The organism is Rhodoferax sp. P2_H8_2 (assembly GCF_056403235.1).
Window position 1 is genome coordinate 108074 of the sequence record NZ_JBFUFW010000005.1, and the last position, 14925, is coordinate 122998.

19 protein-coding genes are annotated in these 14925 nt (G+C 59.3%); 13 read left to right on the forward strand and 6 right to left on the reverse strand.

The genetic code is table 11. The features are described 5' to 3' along the window. Positions 1-227: 227 nt before the first annotated feature. On the forward strand, positions 228-1295 hold the full coding sequence (locus tag AC1DV6_RS10925; RefSeq protein ID WP_477977683.1) for a sterol desaturase family protein: 1068 nt from the start codon (positions 228-230) through the stop codon (positions 1293-1295). A 15-nt stretch (positions 1296-1310) separates the two neighbouring features. Here the strand turns inward: AC1DV6_RS10925 and AC1DV6_RS10930 are convergent, their stop codons facing one another. Then, on the reverse strand, positions 1311-1991 hold the full coding sequence (locus AC1DV6_RS10930; protein WP_477977496.1) for a fatty acid desaturase CarF family protein: 681 nt from the start codon (positions 1989-1991) through the stop codon (positions 1311-1313). Between the two features lie 45 nt (positions 1992-2036). On the opposite strand from AC1DV6_RS10930, the gene AC1DV6_RS10935 reads away from it, so the two are divergent. Continuing rightward, a complete protein-coding gene (locus AC1DV6_RS10935; RefSeq protein WP_477977497.1) occupies positions 2037-3008 on the forward strand; it encodes a fatty acid desaturase family protein in 972 nt (323 codons plus the stop codon). On the opposite strand, the gene dinG is transcribed toward AC1DV6_RS10935, so the two are convergent. Continuing rightward, a complete protein-coding gene (gene dinG, locus AC1DV6_RS10940) occupies positions 3005-5149 on the reverse strand; it encodes an ATP-dependent DNA helicase DinG (protein WP_477977498.1) in 2145 nt (714 codons plus the stop codon). The two genes, AC1DV6_RS10935 and dinG, sit on opposite strands and share 4 nt — an antisense overlap. Before the next feature lie 54 nt (positions 5150-5203). On the opposite strand from dinG, the gene AC1DV6_RS10945 reads away from it, so the two are divergent. Together AC1DV6_RS10945 and AC1DV6_RS10950 are read left to right on the forward strand one after the other, a co-directional pair. Further along, positions 5204-5848: a GAF domain-containing protein gene (locus AC1DV6_RS10945; protein WP_477977499.1), complete on the forward strand. Its 645-nt coding sequence runs from the start codon at positions 5204-5206 to the stop codon at positions 5846-5848. 91 nt (positions 5849-5939) lie between these two features. Further along, the gene (locus tag AC1DV6_RS10950) at positions 5940-7091 is read left to right on the forward strand and encodes a transglutaminase-like domain-containing protein (RefSeq protein ID WP_477977500.1); all 1152 of its coding nucleotides are present in this window, start codon (positions 5940-5942) and stop codon (positions 7089-7091) included. 298 nt (positions 7092-7389) lie between these two features. Here the strand turns inward: AC1DV6_RS10950 and AC1DV6_RS10955 are convergent, their stop codons facing one another. After that, positions 7390-8511 carry a HupE/UreJ family protein gene (locus tag AC1DV6_RS10955; protein WP_477977501.1) on the reverse strand — a complete coding sequence of 374 codons (1122 nt, stop codon included), beginning with the start codon at positions 8509-8511 and terminating at the stop codon, positions 7390-7392. Beyond that, positions 8511-9710 (reverse strand): tetratricopeptide repeat protein, encoded by a 1200-nt coding sequence (locus AC1DV6_RS10960; protein ID WP_477977502.1) that lies wholly within the window; start codon positions 9708-9710, stop codon positions 8511-8513. The genes AC1DV6_RS10955 and AC1DV6_RS10960 overlap by 1 nt, the downstream gene beginning before the upstream one ends. 67 nt (positions 9711-9777) lie before the next feature. Here AC1DV6_RS10960 and AC1DV6_RS10965 point away from each other — a divergent pair, with 67 nt between their 5' ends. Beyond that, positions 9778-9963, forward strand: a complete 186-nt coding sequence (locus AC1DV6_RS10965; RefSeq protein ID WP_477977503.1) for a hypothetical protein — start codon at positions 9778-9780, stop codon at positions 9961-9963. Between the two features lie 67 nt (positions 9964-10030). Here AC1DV6_RS10965 and AC1DV6_RS10970 read toward each other — a convergent pair whose 3' ends face one another. Together AC1DV6_RS10970 and trmB are read right to left on the reverse strand one after the other, a co-directional pair. Continuing rightward, on the reverse strand, positions 10031-10942 hold the full coding sequence (locus AC1DV6_RS10970; RefSeq protein ID WP_477977504.1) for a pseudouridine synthase: 912 nt from the start codon (positions 10940-10942) through the stop codon (positions 10031-10033). Then, positions 10917-11699 (reverse strand): tRNA (guanosine(46)-N7)-methyltransferase TrmB, encoded by a 783-nt coding sequence (trmB, locus tag AC1DV6_RS10975; RefSeq protein ID WP_477977505.1) that lies wholly within the window; start codon positions 11697-11699, stop codon positions 10917-10919. Before trmB ends, AC1DV6_RS10970 begins: the two co-directional genes overlap by 26 nt. A gap of 227 nt (positions 11700-11926) precedes the next feature. Between trmB and AC1DV6_RS10980 the strand changes: the two genes are divergently transcribed. Genes AC1DV6_RS10980 through AC1DV6_RS11015 form a run of 8 tightly spaced genes read left to right on the forward strand, consistent with a single transcriptional unit; the run spans position 11927 to position 14913 of the window. Further along, on the forward strand, positions 11927-12139 hold the full coding sequence (locus AC1DV6_RS10980; protein WP_477977506.1) for a hypothetical protein: 213 nt from the start codon (positions 11927-11929) through the stop codon (positions 12137-12139). Between the two features lie 58 nt (positions 12140-12197). Then, positions 12198-12584 (forward strand): DUF1801 domain-containing protein, encoded by a 387-nt coding sequence (locus tag AC1DV6_RS10985; protein ID WP_477977507.1) that lies wholly within the window; start codon positions 12198-12200, stop codon positions 12582-12584. A gap of 27 nt (positions 12585-12611) precedes the next feature. Continuing rightward, positions 12612-12860 (forward strand): hypothetical protein, encoded by a 249-nt coding sequence (locus AC1DV6_RS10990; RefSeq protein WP_477977508.1) that lies wholly within the window; start codon positions 12612-12614, stop codon positions 12858-12860. Between the two features lie 16 nt (positions 12861-12876). Then, positions 12877-13266 (forward strand): tautomerase family protein, encoded by a 390-nt coding sequence (locus AC1DV6_RS10995; RefSeq protein WP_477977509.1) that lies wholly within the window; start codon positions 12877-12879, stop codon positions 13264-13266. Between the two features lie 11 nt (positions 13267-13277). Further along, on the forward strand, positions 13278-13655 hold the full coding sequence (locus tag AC1DV6_RS11000; protein WP_477977510.1) for a GFA family protein: 378 nt from the start codon (positions 13278-13280) through the stop codon (positions 13653-13655). Further along, positions 13652-14038 carry an iron chaperone gene (locus tag AC1DV6_RS11005; RefSeq protein ID WP_477977511.1) on the forward strand — a complete coding sequence of 129 codons (387 nt, stop codon included), beginning with the start codon at positions 13652-13654 and terminating at the stop codon, positions 14036-14038. The genes AC1DV6_RS11000 and AC1DV6_RS11005 overlap by 4 nt, the downstream gene beginning before the upstream one ends. Positions 14039-14051: 13 nt before the next feature. After that, entirely contained in the window at positions 14052-14417 is a 366-nt protein-coding gene (locus AC1DV6_RS11010; protein ID WP_477977512.1) for a VOC family protein, read from the forward strand. 10 nt (positions 14418-14427) lie between these two features. Then, on the forward strand, positions 14428-14913 hold the full coding sequence (locus AC1DV6_RS11015) for a DUF6265 family protein (protein WP_477977513.1): 486 nt from the start codon (positions 14428-14430) through the stop codon (positions 14911-14913). Positions 14914-14925 lie beyond the last annotated feature (12 nt).

A 14925-nucleotide genomic window follows, 5' to 3' on the forward strand; every position in this document is an offset into this window, starting at 1 on the left:
CACTGCAAATCCGGCCATCAAAGGTACTGCGCCCCCATCGCCGCGTCTATCCCCCAAATGGGGGATATTGCAAAGTTTTGAGCTGGAGCTTCGTGAAAGAATGCCGCTCAATAGCTCGCGCCCATAATGCGCACACCCCAAACTTATTTGGATGGATACCGTTGAAGCCTCTGAAAAAGCTGAACCAATTGACCGAGTCGCACGGGGCGTTGCGCGCAGGCACTGGCATGGTCAGCGGCGTCATTGCGCTGTCGCTGGGGATTCTGTGTCTGCTGGGCGTACTGGCTTTCCATTTCCCGCAATACCTAACCACGCCTGAGTTGCGTCGCTCCTACGATGTGGAGCTGATCCGTACGCTGATGTTCTGGGGCATGGTGGTGGGCGGCGGCATTGCGCTGGCCAATATGATTTGGAACCGGGCGCGCTGGTTATCGGTGACCGCGTTTGCGTTTGTGACGCTGGCAGCCTTGCTCGGCGGGCACAAGGTGCCGGTTCACGATTTTGCGGACAACACACCCTATATCGGCTTGGACTGGTTTGCGCTGGATTTGCTGGGCTCCACGCTGATCTTCGTCTTTATCGAAAAGCTGTTTCCTCTCAAGAAAGAGCAGCCGGTTTTTCGCAAAGAATGGCAAACCGATTTCCAGCACTTCATCGTGAATCACCTGGCGGTGGGTTTTGTGCTGTTGGCCACCAACCTGATGGTGCACAAGTTCTTTGGCTGGGCAGTGCGCGATGGCGTGCAAAGCTGGGTCAAGGATCTGCCGTTTGTGGTCGAGCTTTTCCTGATCGTGTTGGTGGCGGATCTCATCCAGTACTGGGTGCATCGCGCGTTCCACGAGATTCCATGGCTGTGGCGTTTCCACGCGGTGCACCACAGCATCAAGAGCATGGACTGGCTGGCCGGCTCGCGCCTTCATGTGGGCGAGGTGTTGATTACTCGCACGCTGATTCTGGCGCCCATTTACGTGCTGGGTTTCTCCAAGGAAGTGATTGATGTCTACATCGTGCTGGTGGGCTTTCAGGCGGTGTTCAACCATGCCAATGTCAGCGCACGGCTCGGGCCCTTGCGCCATGTTGTGGTGACGCCCAATTTCCACCACTGGCACCACTCGCAGGACCAGGAGGCGCTGGACCGCAACTATGCAGGGCAACTGGCATTTCTGGACACTTTGTTTGGCACTGCCGTGAAGTCAGACCGGCCCTGGCCCAGCGAATACGGCGTGTTGGGCGACTATGTGCCCAATGGTTTCTGGAAACAGTTCAAATTTCCCTTCACTGCCAAACGCAGCTAGGGCCGCAATCCGTTTTCAATCGAAGTTCGTTGGAATGCCAACGGTTGCCAATACCGATTCCACCCGTTGCCACGGCACGCGGTTGCTCAGGGGATTCGCCCAACCGCTCAGGATGCAGTAGTTCACCCGGTAGGGTTTGCGGTGGTGCACCAGGTGTTCGTGTGTGTTCAATAGCAAACGCCGCTTTTGCAGTATCTGCATCCAGCGGGGCTTACGCGCAACCGGCATGTGCGACCAGCGGTGGAACAGGTTGGAGACCACGGCAAAGACGAGCAACCACAGCCAGAAGTGCAGCAGCATCAAATAGCCTGCACCTAAATCGCCAGGCTGGGCCGGAAAGAAAAGCCACAGCGCCAGCAAACCCGCAATGGCCGACGCGCCCAGGTTTTCTGCCAGCGAAATGCGGGTGATCTCCAGTGGATCGCGGTGATGGCGCCGAAACGGCCCGACGAGCATGGGGCCCCACACTGGCGTGTCCGCATCTCCGAAAGAGTCGCACACCCAGTGAATCAAGCCGGTCAAAAAGTCGGCGCAAAAATAGGCCAGCGGGATTGACAGGCTACTCAGCAGCGCGGCCTGCGTAGGGGCATGTTGGCCAATGGTGTAAAACGCACGAACTGTCGCTGCGCAGAACAGCACAATCCCGGCGCTCTCCATCATACGAATCCATTGGAACTTGCGATGCAAACCTACCATTCACCGTCCTTAGCCCCTGAGCGGGCACGATCTATCTGGAGTGCCATGCAACAGGAGATGCAAACGCAGCGGATTGCCGATGCGGCGCAAATCCATGCCTGGCTCAAGCTGGTTGCATTATCCCTAGTGCTGGCGCTGTGTCTGGCATTTGCGTGGTTGCAGCCGGGCTGGCCTGGGCTACTACTGGGCTCTGTGGCGATTTGCTTTGTGCTGGCACAGTTTGCTTTTCTGGGGCACGACGCGGGGCATGGCAGCATCCACCAAAACGCGTTTTGGAATGGCGCGCTAGGCCACTTTTGTATGACCGTGGTAACCGGACTCGCCTTTACCGAGTGGTACAACCGCCACCAGGCGCACCATCGGCATTGCCAGGATGAGGCACTGGACCCCGACATGGATGTGAGTCTGCTGGTGTCATTGACCGAGCAATCGCGCGAGTCCAAGAGCGGACTGGGCCGCTTTCTGACACGGCATCAGCACTTGCATGTCTGGTTCCTGTCGCTGTTTTTCGCCCACAGCCAGCGACATTTGTCGCAGTGGGGCGTTTTGAAAGAGCCCATTCGCTTCTGGAAAGACCTGGTTCCGTTGGCATTGCACGTCGCCCTCTGGTTTGGGCTGCCAGTGTTCGTTCTCCATGTGGAATTTTCTCGGGCGGCCGCGGTGTATGTGCTGCCGCTTTTCTTCCTCGGCCCGTATCTGGCAGCGCTGTTCTGGCTGAACCACATCGGCATGCCGCTGGTGCGCAGCGATGCATCCTGGTCGTTTCTGGAGCACCAGTCGCTGACATCGCGCACAGTCCTCAACCCGAAGTCCATGGACTGGTTCTTTGGTGGCCTGAATTACCAGATTGAGCACCACCTGTATCCCAAGGTGCCGTCGTTCCGTTTGCGCCGCGTGCAACCCATCGTGCAACAGCAGTTTGCACGTGAAGCCTTGGCCTACAACGGCGTGGGCTTCATCGATGCGGCGCGCCACGTGGCCGCGCACTTTCGTCGCATTGCAAAGACCACGGCTTAAAGGCTGCGAATTTCCAGCTTGTAGGGCGGCAGTCCAGCCAGCATGCGTTTGCCATAGGCCGTCTGGGTCAGCCGTTTGTCGTAGCAAATGACCCGTGCGTGGTCTTCTTCCGTGCGGATCGCGCGGCCGGTCCACTGCAATAGCTTGATGCCGGTAGCGGGGATCACCAGTTCGTTGAACGGGTCACGACCCACGCTCTTGAGCCATTCAGCGCGCGCTTCGTCAACCGGGTCGCTGGGCGGCGCGAACGGCAGCTTGGCGATGAACACGGTTTCGCACAAGGCGCCCGGCAAATCCAGACCTTCGCCAAACGACTGCAGGCCGAACAGCACCGAAGGCATGCCACTTTCAACACGCGCGGTGTGGGCCTCCAGCAGCCGCGTGCGCGATTGCGTGCCCTGCACCAGCACCATGTCGCTCAGATGCAGCGGAAGCGCTTCGGTCGCTGCACGCATTTGCGCGCGCGAGGTGAACAGCACCAGTGCACCCCGTTTGACCTGCTCAATGTCCTCCATCAGCGCAGCAACCAATTCGCGTGTGTAGGCCTCTACCTGTTTGGGTTCTGCCTTGGTTTGCACGACGGTCAGTGTGCCCTGGCGGGTGTAGTTGAACGGGCTGCTGACTTCCTGCGCTGTAACGTAAGGCTTGTTCGATAGGCCCGCTTCTTCCAGAAAGTAGTCAAAGCTGCCGCAGCTGGTCAGCGACGCGCTGGTAACGATGGCGCCGCGCACCTGGCTCCATAGGAACTGGCGCAGCAAATCGCCCGGCACGATGGGGCAGGCGTGCGCGGTCATCGTGAGATACCCGTTGTTCGTTTCGGCCTGCAGCCATTTGGCCAACGGCTGGTCACCGTGCTCCTGCAGTAACTGGCTGGTGGAGGCCAGGCTACCCAGCCTTGGCGCCAGACCACCCAGCTTGGCGTAAAGCTGCGCGCACAGCACGGCTTGCGATGGATCCTCCTTGGCCAGCGCTTTAACATCCACGCCCAGCGTTTCCAATACCTTGGAAAGACCGCTGGCTTGCAAATGAATTTGCGCAGCGGGCTCGTGTAACGCTTCGGGCAACACGCCATTCGCAAAGCGCAGTGTGCCGTCATTGCCACCGCCTACTGCGTTCTTGCCGGTGCTGGCCCACACCAGATCCATCGCCATGCGCGCCAGTTGCGTCAGCGTGCCCTTGAGCTGGCTGGTGATGGTTTGTACGTCTTCGGCGATATGCAGGTTCAGTTTGCTGGCGACTTCCTGCAGCGTCTTGGGCAGTTTGTCCAGCCAGCGCAGGTTGCTCAAATCCATCGCGCTCGAAAACTGGTCCAGCGCGACTGCAGGCAAATGGTGGCCTTCGTCAAAGATCACCAGACAGTTGTCCAAGTCGGGCAGCGTCTTCATACCCAGTGAGGCCAGCACCAGATCGTGGTTGGCGACAATCACATTTGCCTCTGCAAGCCGGTTGCGTGCCTGGTAGTAGCTGCATTCCCGAAAGCGCGGACAATGGCGCGCGGTGCAGGTATGGCGTTCGGCGGCTACGGTTTGCCAGTCGGCAGGATCGGGCGCTTGCGCCAGCGTGTCACGGTCGCCATCCCATTGGCCCACTGCGAGCTGGTGCGCCATGGTTTCCAGCATGCGGGTGCGGCGCTCCTCGAGCGCTTCCTGTGTGGCCGAGCTTAGAACGGCAACACCCGTTTCCTCTTCAAAAAAGTCATCCTCTGCTGCGCCTGTCCCTACCAGGCGTTCCAGTTTGACCTTGCAGACATAGCGCCCGCGCCCTTTGGCCAGCGCGAACGCGAAGGGCTTGTCCATGCTCTGCAACAGCGCGGGCAAGTCCTTGGTCATCAACTGCTCTTGTAGCGCGACAGTGGCAGTGGAAATCAGCACCCGGGTCTTGCGCTCCAGTGCCAGCGCAATCGCCGTGGACGCATAGGCGGCGCTTTTGCCCACGCCGGTACCAGCCTGTATCACGGCGATGGCTTTGGCGGGTTTGGTGTGCTCACCCAGATCGGCTTGCGCCAGCGTCTGCGCCACGGCTTCTGCCATGGCGTGCTGGCCAGCGCGGATGCGAAAGCCTGTGGTCGTGCCGACCACGCGCTCGAAGGCGTCAACGGCGTGTTGGGAGAGGGCGGTTGCAGCGGGGGAAAGGGAGGGCAAAGCGGGCACAGAGAAACCGGGGAAGGCGCCGAATATACAGGGCCATGCAAACCCATGTATAAAAACGTCTTCTATCTATTCGCCGTATTCATTCACGACATGTACGACCCCGATTACAAACCCGATGATCTTTCCGTCAAAGTGTCCGAGCTTTTGGTGGCAACGGCAGATGACGCTGATGAGCTGATTGACGATTCTGTGCAGCAAGTGCTGGGTTTGCTGCGTGACCATATGAAGATGGACGTGGTGTTCGTTTCAGAATTCACAGGAGCCCGCCGTTTGTTCAAGCGCGTGGCGATGAGCCCCGGTCATGCGGTGATTGCCGCAGGCCAGTCGGATCCGCTTGAGACAAGCTGGTGTCAACGTGTGGTCGATGGCCGTTTGCCCGAATACATTGCCAACACCGCCAAATTGCCCGCGGCCGCAGCGCTGACCAAAGATTTGCCCTTTCCGATTGGCACGCACATCAGTACGCCCATCGTGCTGCAGGATGGAGAGGTTTACGGCACGTTGTGCTGCTTCAGTTTCAGCCCACAGGACAACCCCAATCCGGAAGACCTGAAACGCCTGAAATTCAGCGCGAAGCTCACCGCTGGCAGGATCGACAAGGGCCGTGCAGCCAAGCCTCCACCGCCGCCGCCGGAGCCGGGTGACTGGACATTGGAGCCGCTGCCAGAGCAGCCGCTGAAGCGCCGGTAGCGGCGGGCAGCGCATAATTTGCCATCGCGCCACATCGGGGTCTCCTTTCGACGCCGTACGCGCTTGTTTTTACCCAATCGGAGTTCCCTTCATGAAAACCGTTCACGCCAGCGGGCAGTCGCGCCCAGGTAAGGCTTCGCGCCGCACATTTCTGTCAAATACGGCTGTAGCGCTCGCCAGTAGTGCGTGGCCAGCTATCAATTTTGCAGCAACCGGCGATACGGCGGAACGCAAGTTTGCGCCCATCCCCGGCGACTGGCGCACGTTTGAGGTCACCACCCGGGTCGATATCACCAAGCCGGTGGGCGTCACCAAGGTTTGGCTCCCCATTCCCAGCGTTAACACCGACTGGCAGATTTCCTCGATCAACGGCTTCTCCAGCAATGGCGCCACCAAACTGGCGGTCGAGCCAAGTTCCGGCGCGCGCATGCTGTACGCAGAATTTGCCGAAGGCCTGGCCCAGCCCTTTGTGGAGCTGACCAGCCGTATCCAGACGAAGAGCCGCGCACAAAACTGGTCGCAAAAAGTTGCAGCAGCGGAAGACGCTGAATCGCTCAAGGTTTGGACTCAGCCCACCCATTTGCTGCCAACCGATGGCATCGTGCTGGACACAGCGAAGGATGCGACCCGCGGCGCCAAGACCGATGTTGAAAAGGCCCAGCGCATCTACGACTGGATTGTTACCAATACCTACCGCAACCCGCTGGTGCGCGGTTGCGGCGAAGGCGATATCAAGAGCATGCTGGAAACGCAGAATCTGGGTGGCAAGTGCGCTGACCTGAACGCGTTGTACGTCGGCATGTGCCGCGCTGTAGGCGTGCCAGCACGCGACGTGTATGGCATCCGCGTGGCGCCCAGTGCGTTTGGCTACAAGGAACTGGGCGGCAACTCCGCCAGCCTGAAGGGTGCGCAGCACTGCCGTGCCGAGGTTTATCTGAAGGGCTACGGCTGGGTGGGTATGGATCCGGCGGACGTGGCCAAAGTAATGCGCCAGGAAACTTCGGAGTGGATCAAGAACGCGGCCAACCCTATCGTTGCTCCCGTCAAGAAGAGTCTGTTTGGCGGCTGGGAAGGCAACTGGATGGCCTACAACACGGCGCACGATGTGAACCTGCCTGGAGCCAAGGGGCCGCAGTTGGGCTTCCTGATGTATCCCGTTGCTGAGAATGCATTGGGGCGGATTGATTCTTATGCGCCGGATGATTTCAAGTACCAGATCACGGCTAAGGAAATCAAGGCCTGATTTCGGTTTCCGAGGGGGGGGCTTGCTCTCGCCCGCTGACGGCGCGGGGTAAGCCTCAAAGCGAATGTCCCCCGCCCTGCGGGCTCCTCCTTGATTTCGCAATGAGGCCTACCCCGCACCGTCAGCTTGAGGAGCAGCAGGCGGAGGTCCGCACCGGCGTGCCAATATCGTTTCAGATCAGGTGGGTTGGGTGCTCTGCGCAGCGAAATCAAGGAGGAGCGGCCCTCCCGGCCGCGGGGGACATTCGCGGAGGGGAGTACCCGACACGCGTGATCCAGAAGTAACGCTACCTCAGCAACTAAAACCCAAGAATCCGAAGATTAAACGCCCGCTCCGAAAACCAGATAGTCGCCAACACAATCGTCAGCACAGAGCCACCTACAAACACCGCCTTCCGATAAAAGACGGAATTACGAAGCATATAGGCCAATGGCAGGAACGCGGTAACGATTGCCAGTTGTCCCAGTTCGACGCCCAGATTGAAGCCCAGCAGTGAAGCGACCAAGGTGTCTTTGGGCAATTCCAGATCTGCCAGTACGCTGGCAAAACCAAAGCCGTGGATCAGACCAAAACCAAACGCGACGGACCAGCGCCGCTTGCGCACGACGGGATACAGATTGTTCAGCGCGGCGACGATGATGGAAAACGCAATCGTTGATTCCACCAGCCGGGAGGGCAGGCTGATATAGCCCAGTGCTGCCAACGACAACGTGATCGAATGCGCGGCGGTGAACGCGGTCACCACCCAGAGCACTTCCTTCAATGCATCTCTGAAGCGCGTTGCACCACGCCATCCCTGTGCAGAATGAACCAGCACCGCCGGTAGCAGCAGCGATAGCAGAAAAAGGATGTGGTCAAAGCCAATCCAGATATGCCATACCCCCTCGACCACGTACTTGCCGAGCTGCTTCAACACGGACGGGTCCTGGTCGTCGAACTGCTGCGTCGCTGCATTGGGGCCGAAAATGCTGGTCTGCGTCTTGCCGTCAAGCGTGAGTTGCAACAGCCCTCGGTGCAGGGCATCCACATCAAATAGCAGCCGATACTGCATCTCAAGTGGCCCCTTGGCTGAGGGACAGTCACCTTGCAGCATCAGGACGGTGTAGTGCCCGTCGGTGTGTTCGTCCACCAATTGTTCGGCAACCTTCACGTTGCAGACGCCACCGCGCTGCAGGTTGAGACTGCTCATCGCCCATGCGGCGATATCCGCGTGCCGGGCTTTGACTTCACCCCACGTAATTTCGCCGTTGCCATCCGCGTCCAGTCCGATCGCAAAGTCGATGTCCCGCAGCGCAATGTCCCAGTGCCCCGACACCTGCGTCCCTTGCACCTGCAATGTCAAATAGCTATCGCTTGCCTTGTGGGCGAAAGCAGGCAGGGCCAATATCCAGAGCGCAACGACTATGAGGATTTTGCGCATCATGGGTTGCCAGCCTTCGCCGACTCTGTCGCCAGTGCGCGCAGGCGCGCATCTTCGAAGCCGCTGGACTGCAGCCAGTCTCGCGCTGGCTGTGCGGCGGCGCTGTCGCCTGCAGCAATCGCTGCTTCAAGCAAGACGCGTGCATCGCGCGGCTCGCGCTGCACCGCAAAGTTGAGCGAGGCCAGCTTGAGTGCTTGAGCGGGGTTCTTGCGCAGCAGCAATTCAAAGCGTGCTTCTTCTGCGCGGTGCGTGGTGTCGCCGCGCAGCGTGGCCGCAGCAAAGCGGTCGCCCAAGATCTGTGCACTGCGCGCCGCTTGGGGAAGCTTCAATGCCTGTTGCGCCAATGCAAGCCGCAACAGCAAGGGGTCAGACGCCTCCCAAGCGCTCAGCAAATCCAGCGTGTTTTGGTAGCGTCCATGCTCCAGAAGAAAGTCACTCCAGGCAGCCAGTAGATAGGCGTCGTCCTGGCCTAAAGCCAGGGCCTGGCGGAAATGCTCTTCAGCGCGTTGCGGCTGGTTGCGCCAAACGGAGACCTCCGCCATACGGGTCTGCAGCCACAAGCGGTTGCCGTCTTGGCTGGTTTGCTGCAATGCCTGCGATAGCGTGGTGTATGCCGCATCGAGTTGACCACCATAGGCTTGGACCAAACCTTTACAGGCACCCCACAGCGCGCGGCGCTCGAGTTTCAACAAGGCAGCGCACTCAGCGTCCGCTGCCGGGTAGTTCGCTTGCACCAAGTAGATCGCACCGCGCCATGCATGCGCAGCCGCCAGCTGCGGGTCTTGCGCCAATGCGTCGGAAAAGTCTTTCAACGCGGCAGCGAAGTCGTGCTGGTATTGCTGCAACATGCCGCGCATCAAGAGCAGTTGTGGCGTCAGCGCATTTTTGTATCCCGCGACAACGGCGCGCGCATAGCCTGCATAGCGCGGGTCGCCGGTTGCTGCCGCGGTGTCAAAGTAAAGTTCCGCCAGTTGCACTGCGGCATTTGCGTTGTCGGGCTGTTCTTTCACGGCGCGACGTAACGCAATTAACTCTTTGGCCACCTGCCGGTTGGCGCGCAGTGGCAGGCGCTCCAGCACCGCAGCGTCGGAGCTGGGCGTGTAGGGCTCTGCATGCAGCGCCACATTGCTTACAAGCAGCAACGCAACGAGCCCCAGATGCTTCAGGTGCGAATAGCGATGGCGCTTGCTAATTGGCATGGGGCGTGTATATCATGCGCGAGCCGAAACCCCGGCTGCATGCTAAGAACATTTAGGAGTACACCTCATGAAGAAGTTACTGACTGGTTTGATGGTTATGGCGTTTGCTGGCGTGTCGTTCGCCGCATCCCATGGCGGCGCTATGAAGGACGACAAGAAGATGGAAGAAATGAAAGCAGCCTGCAAGAAGGCTGATCCCAAGATGGACGACAAGATGAAGGCCGAATGCAAGAAGTTGGAAGAGAAGAAATAAAACGGCTGCGCGTCTTGCGCCAATGAAAAACGGGCCCCAAGGGCCCGTTTTGTTTTTCGGTCGTTTTTTACCAGAGCAACTTGAGCCGGCTTTCAAACGCCAGTGGCGATTGGGTCACCGGGTCGGTGAATTGCAGATGCTTGGCCAATAGTTGCAATGGCTTGGCGTAGTCGGTGGCGTCTTCCGGTGTCAGCACCGGATAAATGCCATCGTTCTGGATTGGCAGGCCCAGTGCGTTCATGTGCACGCGCAATTGGTGGCGCTGCCCACTCAATGGCTTGAGTTGATAACGCGCCCAGTCGCCGCGCGCTTCCATAGGCGCAATGTCAGTGATCGCATTCACTTCGCCCGCCTCTTCGGATTGCTGCATGAAATGCTGCGCATTGCCGATGCGCGTGGCGCGGTGTATCGGCCATTGCAATGCCGGGTTCCATGGCGCAATGCACTCGTAGGTTTTGCTGACCTGGCGCTCGCGGAACAGCGCTGCATAGGCATTGCGCGTGGCGGCGCGTACCGAGAACAATACGAGTCCAGCGGTGTCGCGGTCTATGCGGTGGATGGGGGTGAGTTCGGGCAGGTTGAGTTCGTTTTTCAGGCGCACCAGCAGCGTCTCTTGCACATACTTGCCTGACGGCATCACCGGCAGAAAGTGCGGCTTGTCGGTCACCAGCAGATCGTCATTGCGCCACAGCACGGTGGCCTCAAACGGGATGGGCGCTTCGGCCTCGACCTCGCGGTAGTAATAGAGCCGCTGGCCCGGTACGCAGGGGCTCTCGGCGGCGAGCACGGCGCCGTTGTCGTCTGTCACATCGCCTTGGGCCAGACGCTGTTGCCAGATAGCAGGGTCAACGCGCGCAAAGCGCTGCTGCAGAAATTCGAATACGGTAGACCATGGGCCCGCAGGCACCACCACGCAACTGGCACCCACGCCATTGCGCGGTGCAGGGCTGTGTTTACGCGACGCGCTCAAACACGACATCCCACACGCCGTGACCCAACCGGATGCCGCGGTTCTCGAACTTGGTCAGCGGGCGGTAATGCGGCTTGGGCGCGTAGCCCATCAGCTCGGGGTTGGTCGCCAGTGCGCGATTCTTCAGCAGCGGCTCGGCGGTGAGCACTTCCAGAATCTGTTGGGCATAAGGCTCCCAGTCGGTGGCGCAATGCAGGTAGCCGCCGACCTTCAGGCGCGCTGCCAGCTTGGCGATCAGCGGCGACTGGATCAGGCGGCGTTTGTTGTGCTTGGTCTTGTGCCAGGGGTCGGGGAAGAAGATGTGAACACCGTCCAGGCTTTGCAGTGGCAGCATGTGGTCGATCACCTCCACCGCGTCGTGGTTGCAGATGCGGATGTTGGTGAGATTGTTCTCGCCAATGCGCTTCAACAGCGCGCCCACGCCCGGCTCATGCACCTCGCAGCACAGGAAATTGGTGTCTGGCAGTGTCGCAGCGATCTTGGCTGTGGCCTCACCCATGCCAAAGCCGATTTCCAGTACCACTGGCTTTTCAGCGCCATTTTGGCTCGGAACGCCCGCAGAATGTGCGTAAGCAGCTACCAAATCGATAGCATTCTTCTGGAAGGGCAACAGGAATTGGGGCCCCAAATCCTCAAACGCTTTGGCCTGGCCCGCAGTGGTGCGCCCCGCGCGCTTCACAAAGCTCTTGATGGTGCGCATGAAGGGCCGGTCGGGTGTACCGGTCTCAAGCGTGGTTTCGGGGGATTCGGTGGGGGCGGTCGTCATGGTCAGGAGGAGAGAAGTCAGGCCCCGATTGTAGAGAGGCGGGCCTGTCAGCTTGGGGCGACCCAAATACTGCCCTAGCGCCTGGCGCATATTTGTACACTGGAGTCAGCGCAATACCGGAGTCATTTCATGATCGTGGTTCTTGGCGGATTGGCGTCCGAGCCGCCTGACATGGTGATGTACGAATCCACGCCACTGGCCATGCCAGGAAAAACAGGAGTTCCCCCATGAGTTTTGCAAAAAGCTTGAACTGGTTAAGCCTCGCCATCGCCGTGGGTGCGGTGGGTGCGTGGTTTCTGGATTTTCCTGTCCTGTGGGGGGCGGGCCTGGGGGTTGTGGTGCTTGTCTGGGCCTACTTCAAGAAGGACAGCAAGAGCGATGACGATTCCGAGGGTCTCATTAATACTTCGGACGTGCTGGATATCTTCGACGGCGACTGACCCAGGTCTTCTGAATGGCTCTGGCACGCTATTAAGTGGGGGATTTGAAATGGCCGGAATGCAGAAATCAGTCGCTGCGGCGAGCCCGGACGCCTATGTCGCTGCTTTGCATGGCTGGCAGCGCGAGTGCGTGCAGCATTTGCGTGCGGCTACGAAGGGCGCCGCCAAATTGGAAGAAGTGATCAAGTGGCGCCATTTGGTCTACTTCAGCAACGGGCCGGTGTTGCTGATTCGCGCTGAAGAGCAGCGCGTGCTGTTCGGCTTCTGGCGCGGGCAGCGCTTGCGCGAGACCGAGCCACGCCTGAAGCCGGGCGGCAAATATGAGATGGCGACCCTGGAGCTGCGCGAGGGCGATACCATCTCTGCCACGCTGGCACGTCGCCTGGTCAAGGAAGCGGTGACGCTGAACCTGAGCCTGGGTGACCCGACCAAAGTGAATGACTAAACAAAGATTCTCTTGATGGAGGTGTTTATGCAAAAAGAAACAGCGTATTGGTTTCCCGCCAAGACCTACGGTTGGGGCTGGGGCATTCCTGCTACGTGGCAAGGCTGGGTGGTGCTGGCAATCTTCACGGGCTTGATGCTGGCAGGCGGCCTCCTGCTGCTTCCCAATTACGGTCCCGTGACGTTTGTTGCGTACACCGCGGTGCTCTCACTGTTTCTGATTGCGGTGTGCTGGCTCAAGGGCGAGCCGCCCACCTGGCGCTGGGGCAACAAGTGACTGTGAAAGACCGACCATGCCAATAGCCAAAATCGAAGTCCGTAAATCCCGTCCGCCTGCGGAGGTGCAGGCACTGATGGACGCCGTGTACCAAGCGCAGATTGATGCACTGAAGGTCCCCAAAGACGATAAGCAGATCCGCTACATCGAGCACAAGCCCGAGCACTTTTCCGTGCCTCCCAGCAAGACCGAGAACTACACCTTCGTGGAAATCCTGATGTTTCCCGGCCGCTCGCTGGACGCGAAGCGCAACTTGTACCAGGGCATCGTGCGCCGCTTTGGCGAGTTGGGCATTGCGCCCAGCGACATCATCATCGTGCTGAACGAGCCGCCGCTGGACGACTGGGGCGTGCGCGGCGGCATACCGGGCTCCGAGGTGGATCTGGGTTTCAAACTGAACGTGTAAAGGAGCAGTCGATGATTTCAGGTTCTTGCCACTGTGGTGCGGTGCATGTAGAAGTCCCGCGCCGGCCACCCAGCGTCACCAACTGCAATTGCTCGATTTGCCGCCGCTACGGCGTTCTGTGGGCGTATTACCAAGCCAAGGACGTACGCATCATCGCCAAGCCAGGCGCGACGCAGAAATACCGCTGGGGCCGCAATGCGCTGGACTTCGTGCGTTGCAGTAGCTGTGGTTGCGTGATGGCCTGGCAACGCGTGGACCCGAGCAAGGGTACACGCACGGGTATCAACATGCGCAACTTCGATCCGTTGATGTTGGGTGCGGTGCGCATCAAGTTGCTGGATGGTGCATCCAGCATGGACTATGTCGTGGTGGAGGCCCCGGCCTCATGAAGGCCTGGGACAAGGTCCCGGAGACCATAGACGAATACATCGCCGCGTTTGACGGCGAGCCACGCAAGCGGCTGATTAGCCTACGCAAGGCGATTGCCAAACACGCCGCTGGTGCGACGGAGTGCATCAGCTACCAAATACCGACCTTCAAACTGCACGGCAACCTGTTGCACTTCGCGGCGTACGACAAACACATCGGCTTCTACCCAGGCGCTGCAGCGCTGGTGAAGTTTGCGGATGACCTATCGATCTACGTTACTGGCAAAGGCTCGGTGCAGTTCCCGCACACGCAGCCGATTCCGATCAAGCTGGTCGAGACGATTGTTCAATACCGGGTGCAGACAAATCTGGAAAATGCGCACCTGAAGAAATCAAAAAAGTGAAGGAAAAGTAACCATGTTGTTAGGTTTGCGCACTGCGATTTATCCCGTCCACCATTTGGCCAAAGCGCGCGACTGGTATGCGCAAGTCCTGGGTGCGCCGCCGTATTTCGACGAAAAATTTTATGTGGGCTTCAACTTAGGTGGTTTTGAACTGGGCCTGCTGCCCGAAGGGACGCCCAATGTGAACGGCCCACAACCGCTGTGGGGCGTGGCAAATATCGACGAGGTGTGGCAGCGCTTGCTGGACCTGGGCGCGCAATCCCTGGAGCCGGTGCACGACGTGGGCGATGGCATCAAAGTCGCCGCGGTGAAGGATCCGTTTGGCAACCGGCTCGGACTGATCGAAAACCCGCATTTCAAACTGGCAGACGTTCGGTAGAGTGTGGGTAATGAACCGGATTCGCTTCGTTAGTTGTGTGTTGCTTTACACGTTGCTGGGCTCTGCCCATGCGCAAGAGTCGCCGTTGGCGCCTATGGCCTGGCTAGCCGGTTGTTGGACCGAAGAGGGCAGCGAGCCCGGCACCGTAGAGCAATGGATGGCGCCAGCCGGTGGCACGATGCTGGGCATGGGCCGCACCGTGAAGAATGGCAAGACGGTGACCTTTGAGTTCATGCGCCTGCGCACCAACGACGAGGGCAAGCTGATGTTCATCGCGTTGCCAAAAGGGCAGGGCGAAACGACATTCACGTTGATCAGCCACGTCGACCAGCGTGCGGTGTTTGAGAACCTGGCGCATGACTTTCCGCAGCGTGTGATTTACCAAAAGCTGACCAACGACAAACTTGCCGCGCGTATTGAAGGCCTGCGCAATGGCGCGCTGCGTGGTATCGACTTCCCCATGCAACGCATGGCCTGCCCGGTTGCGGTGCAGTAGCAAGGGCTTGGC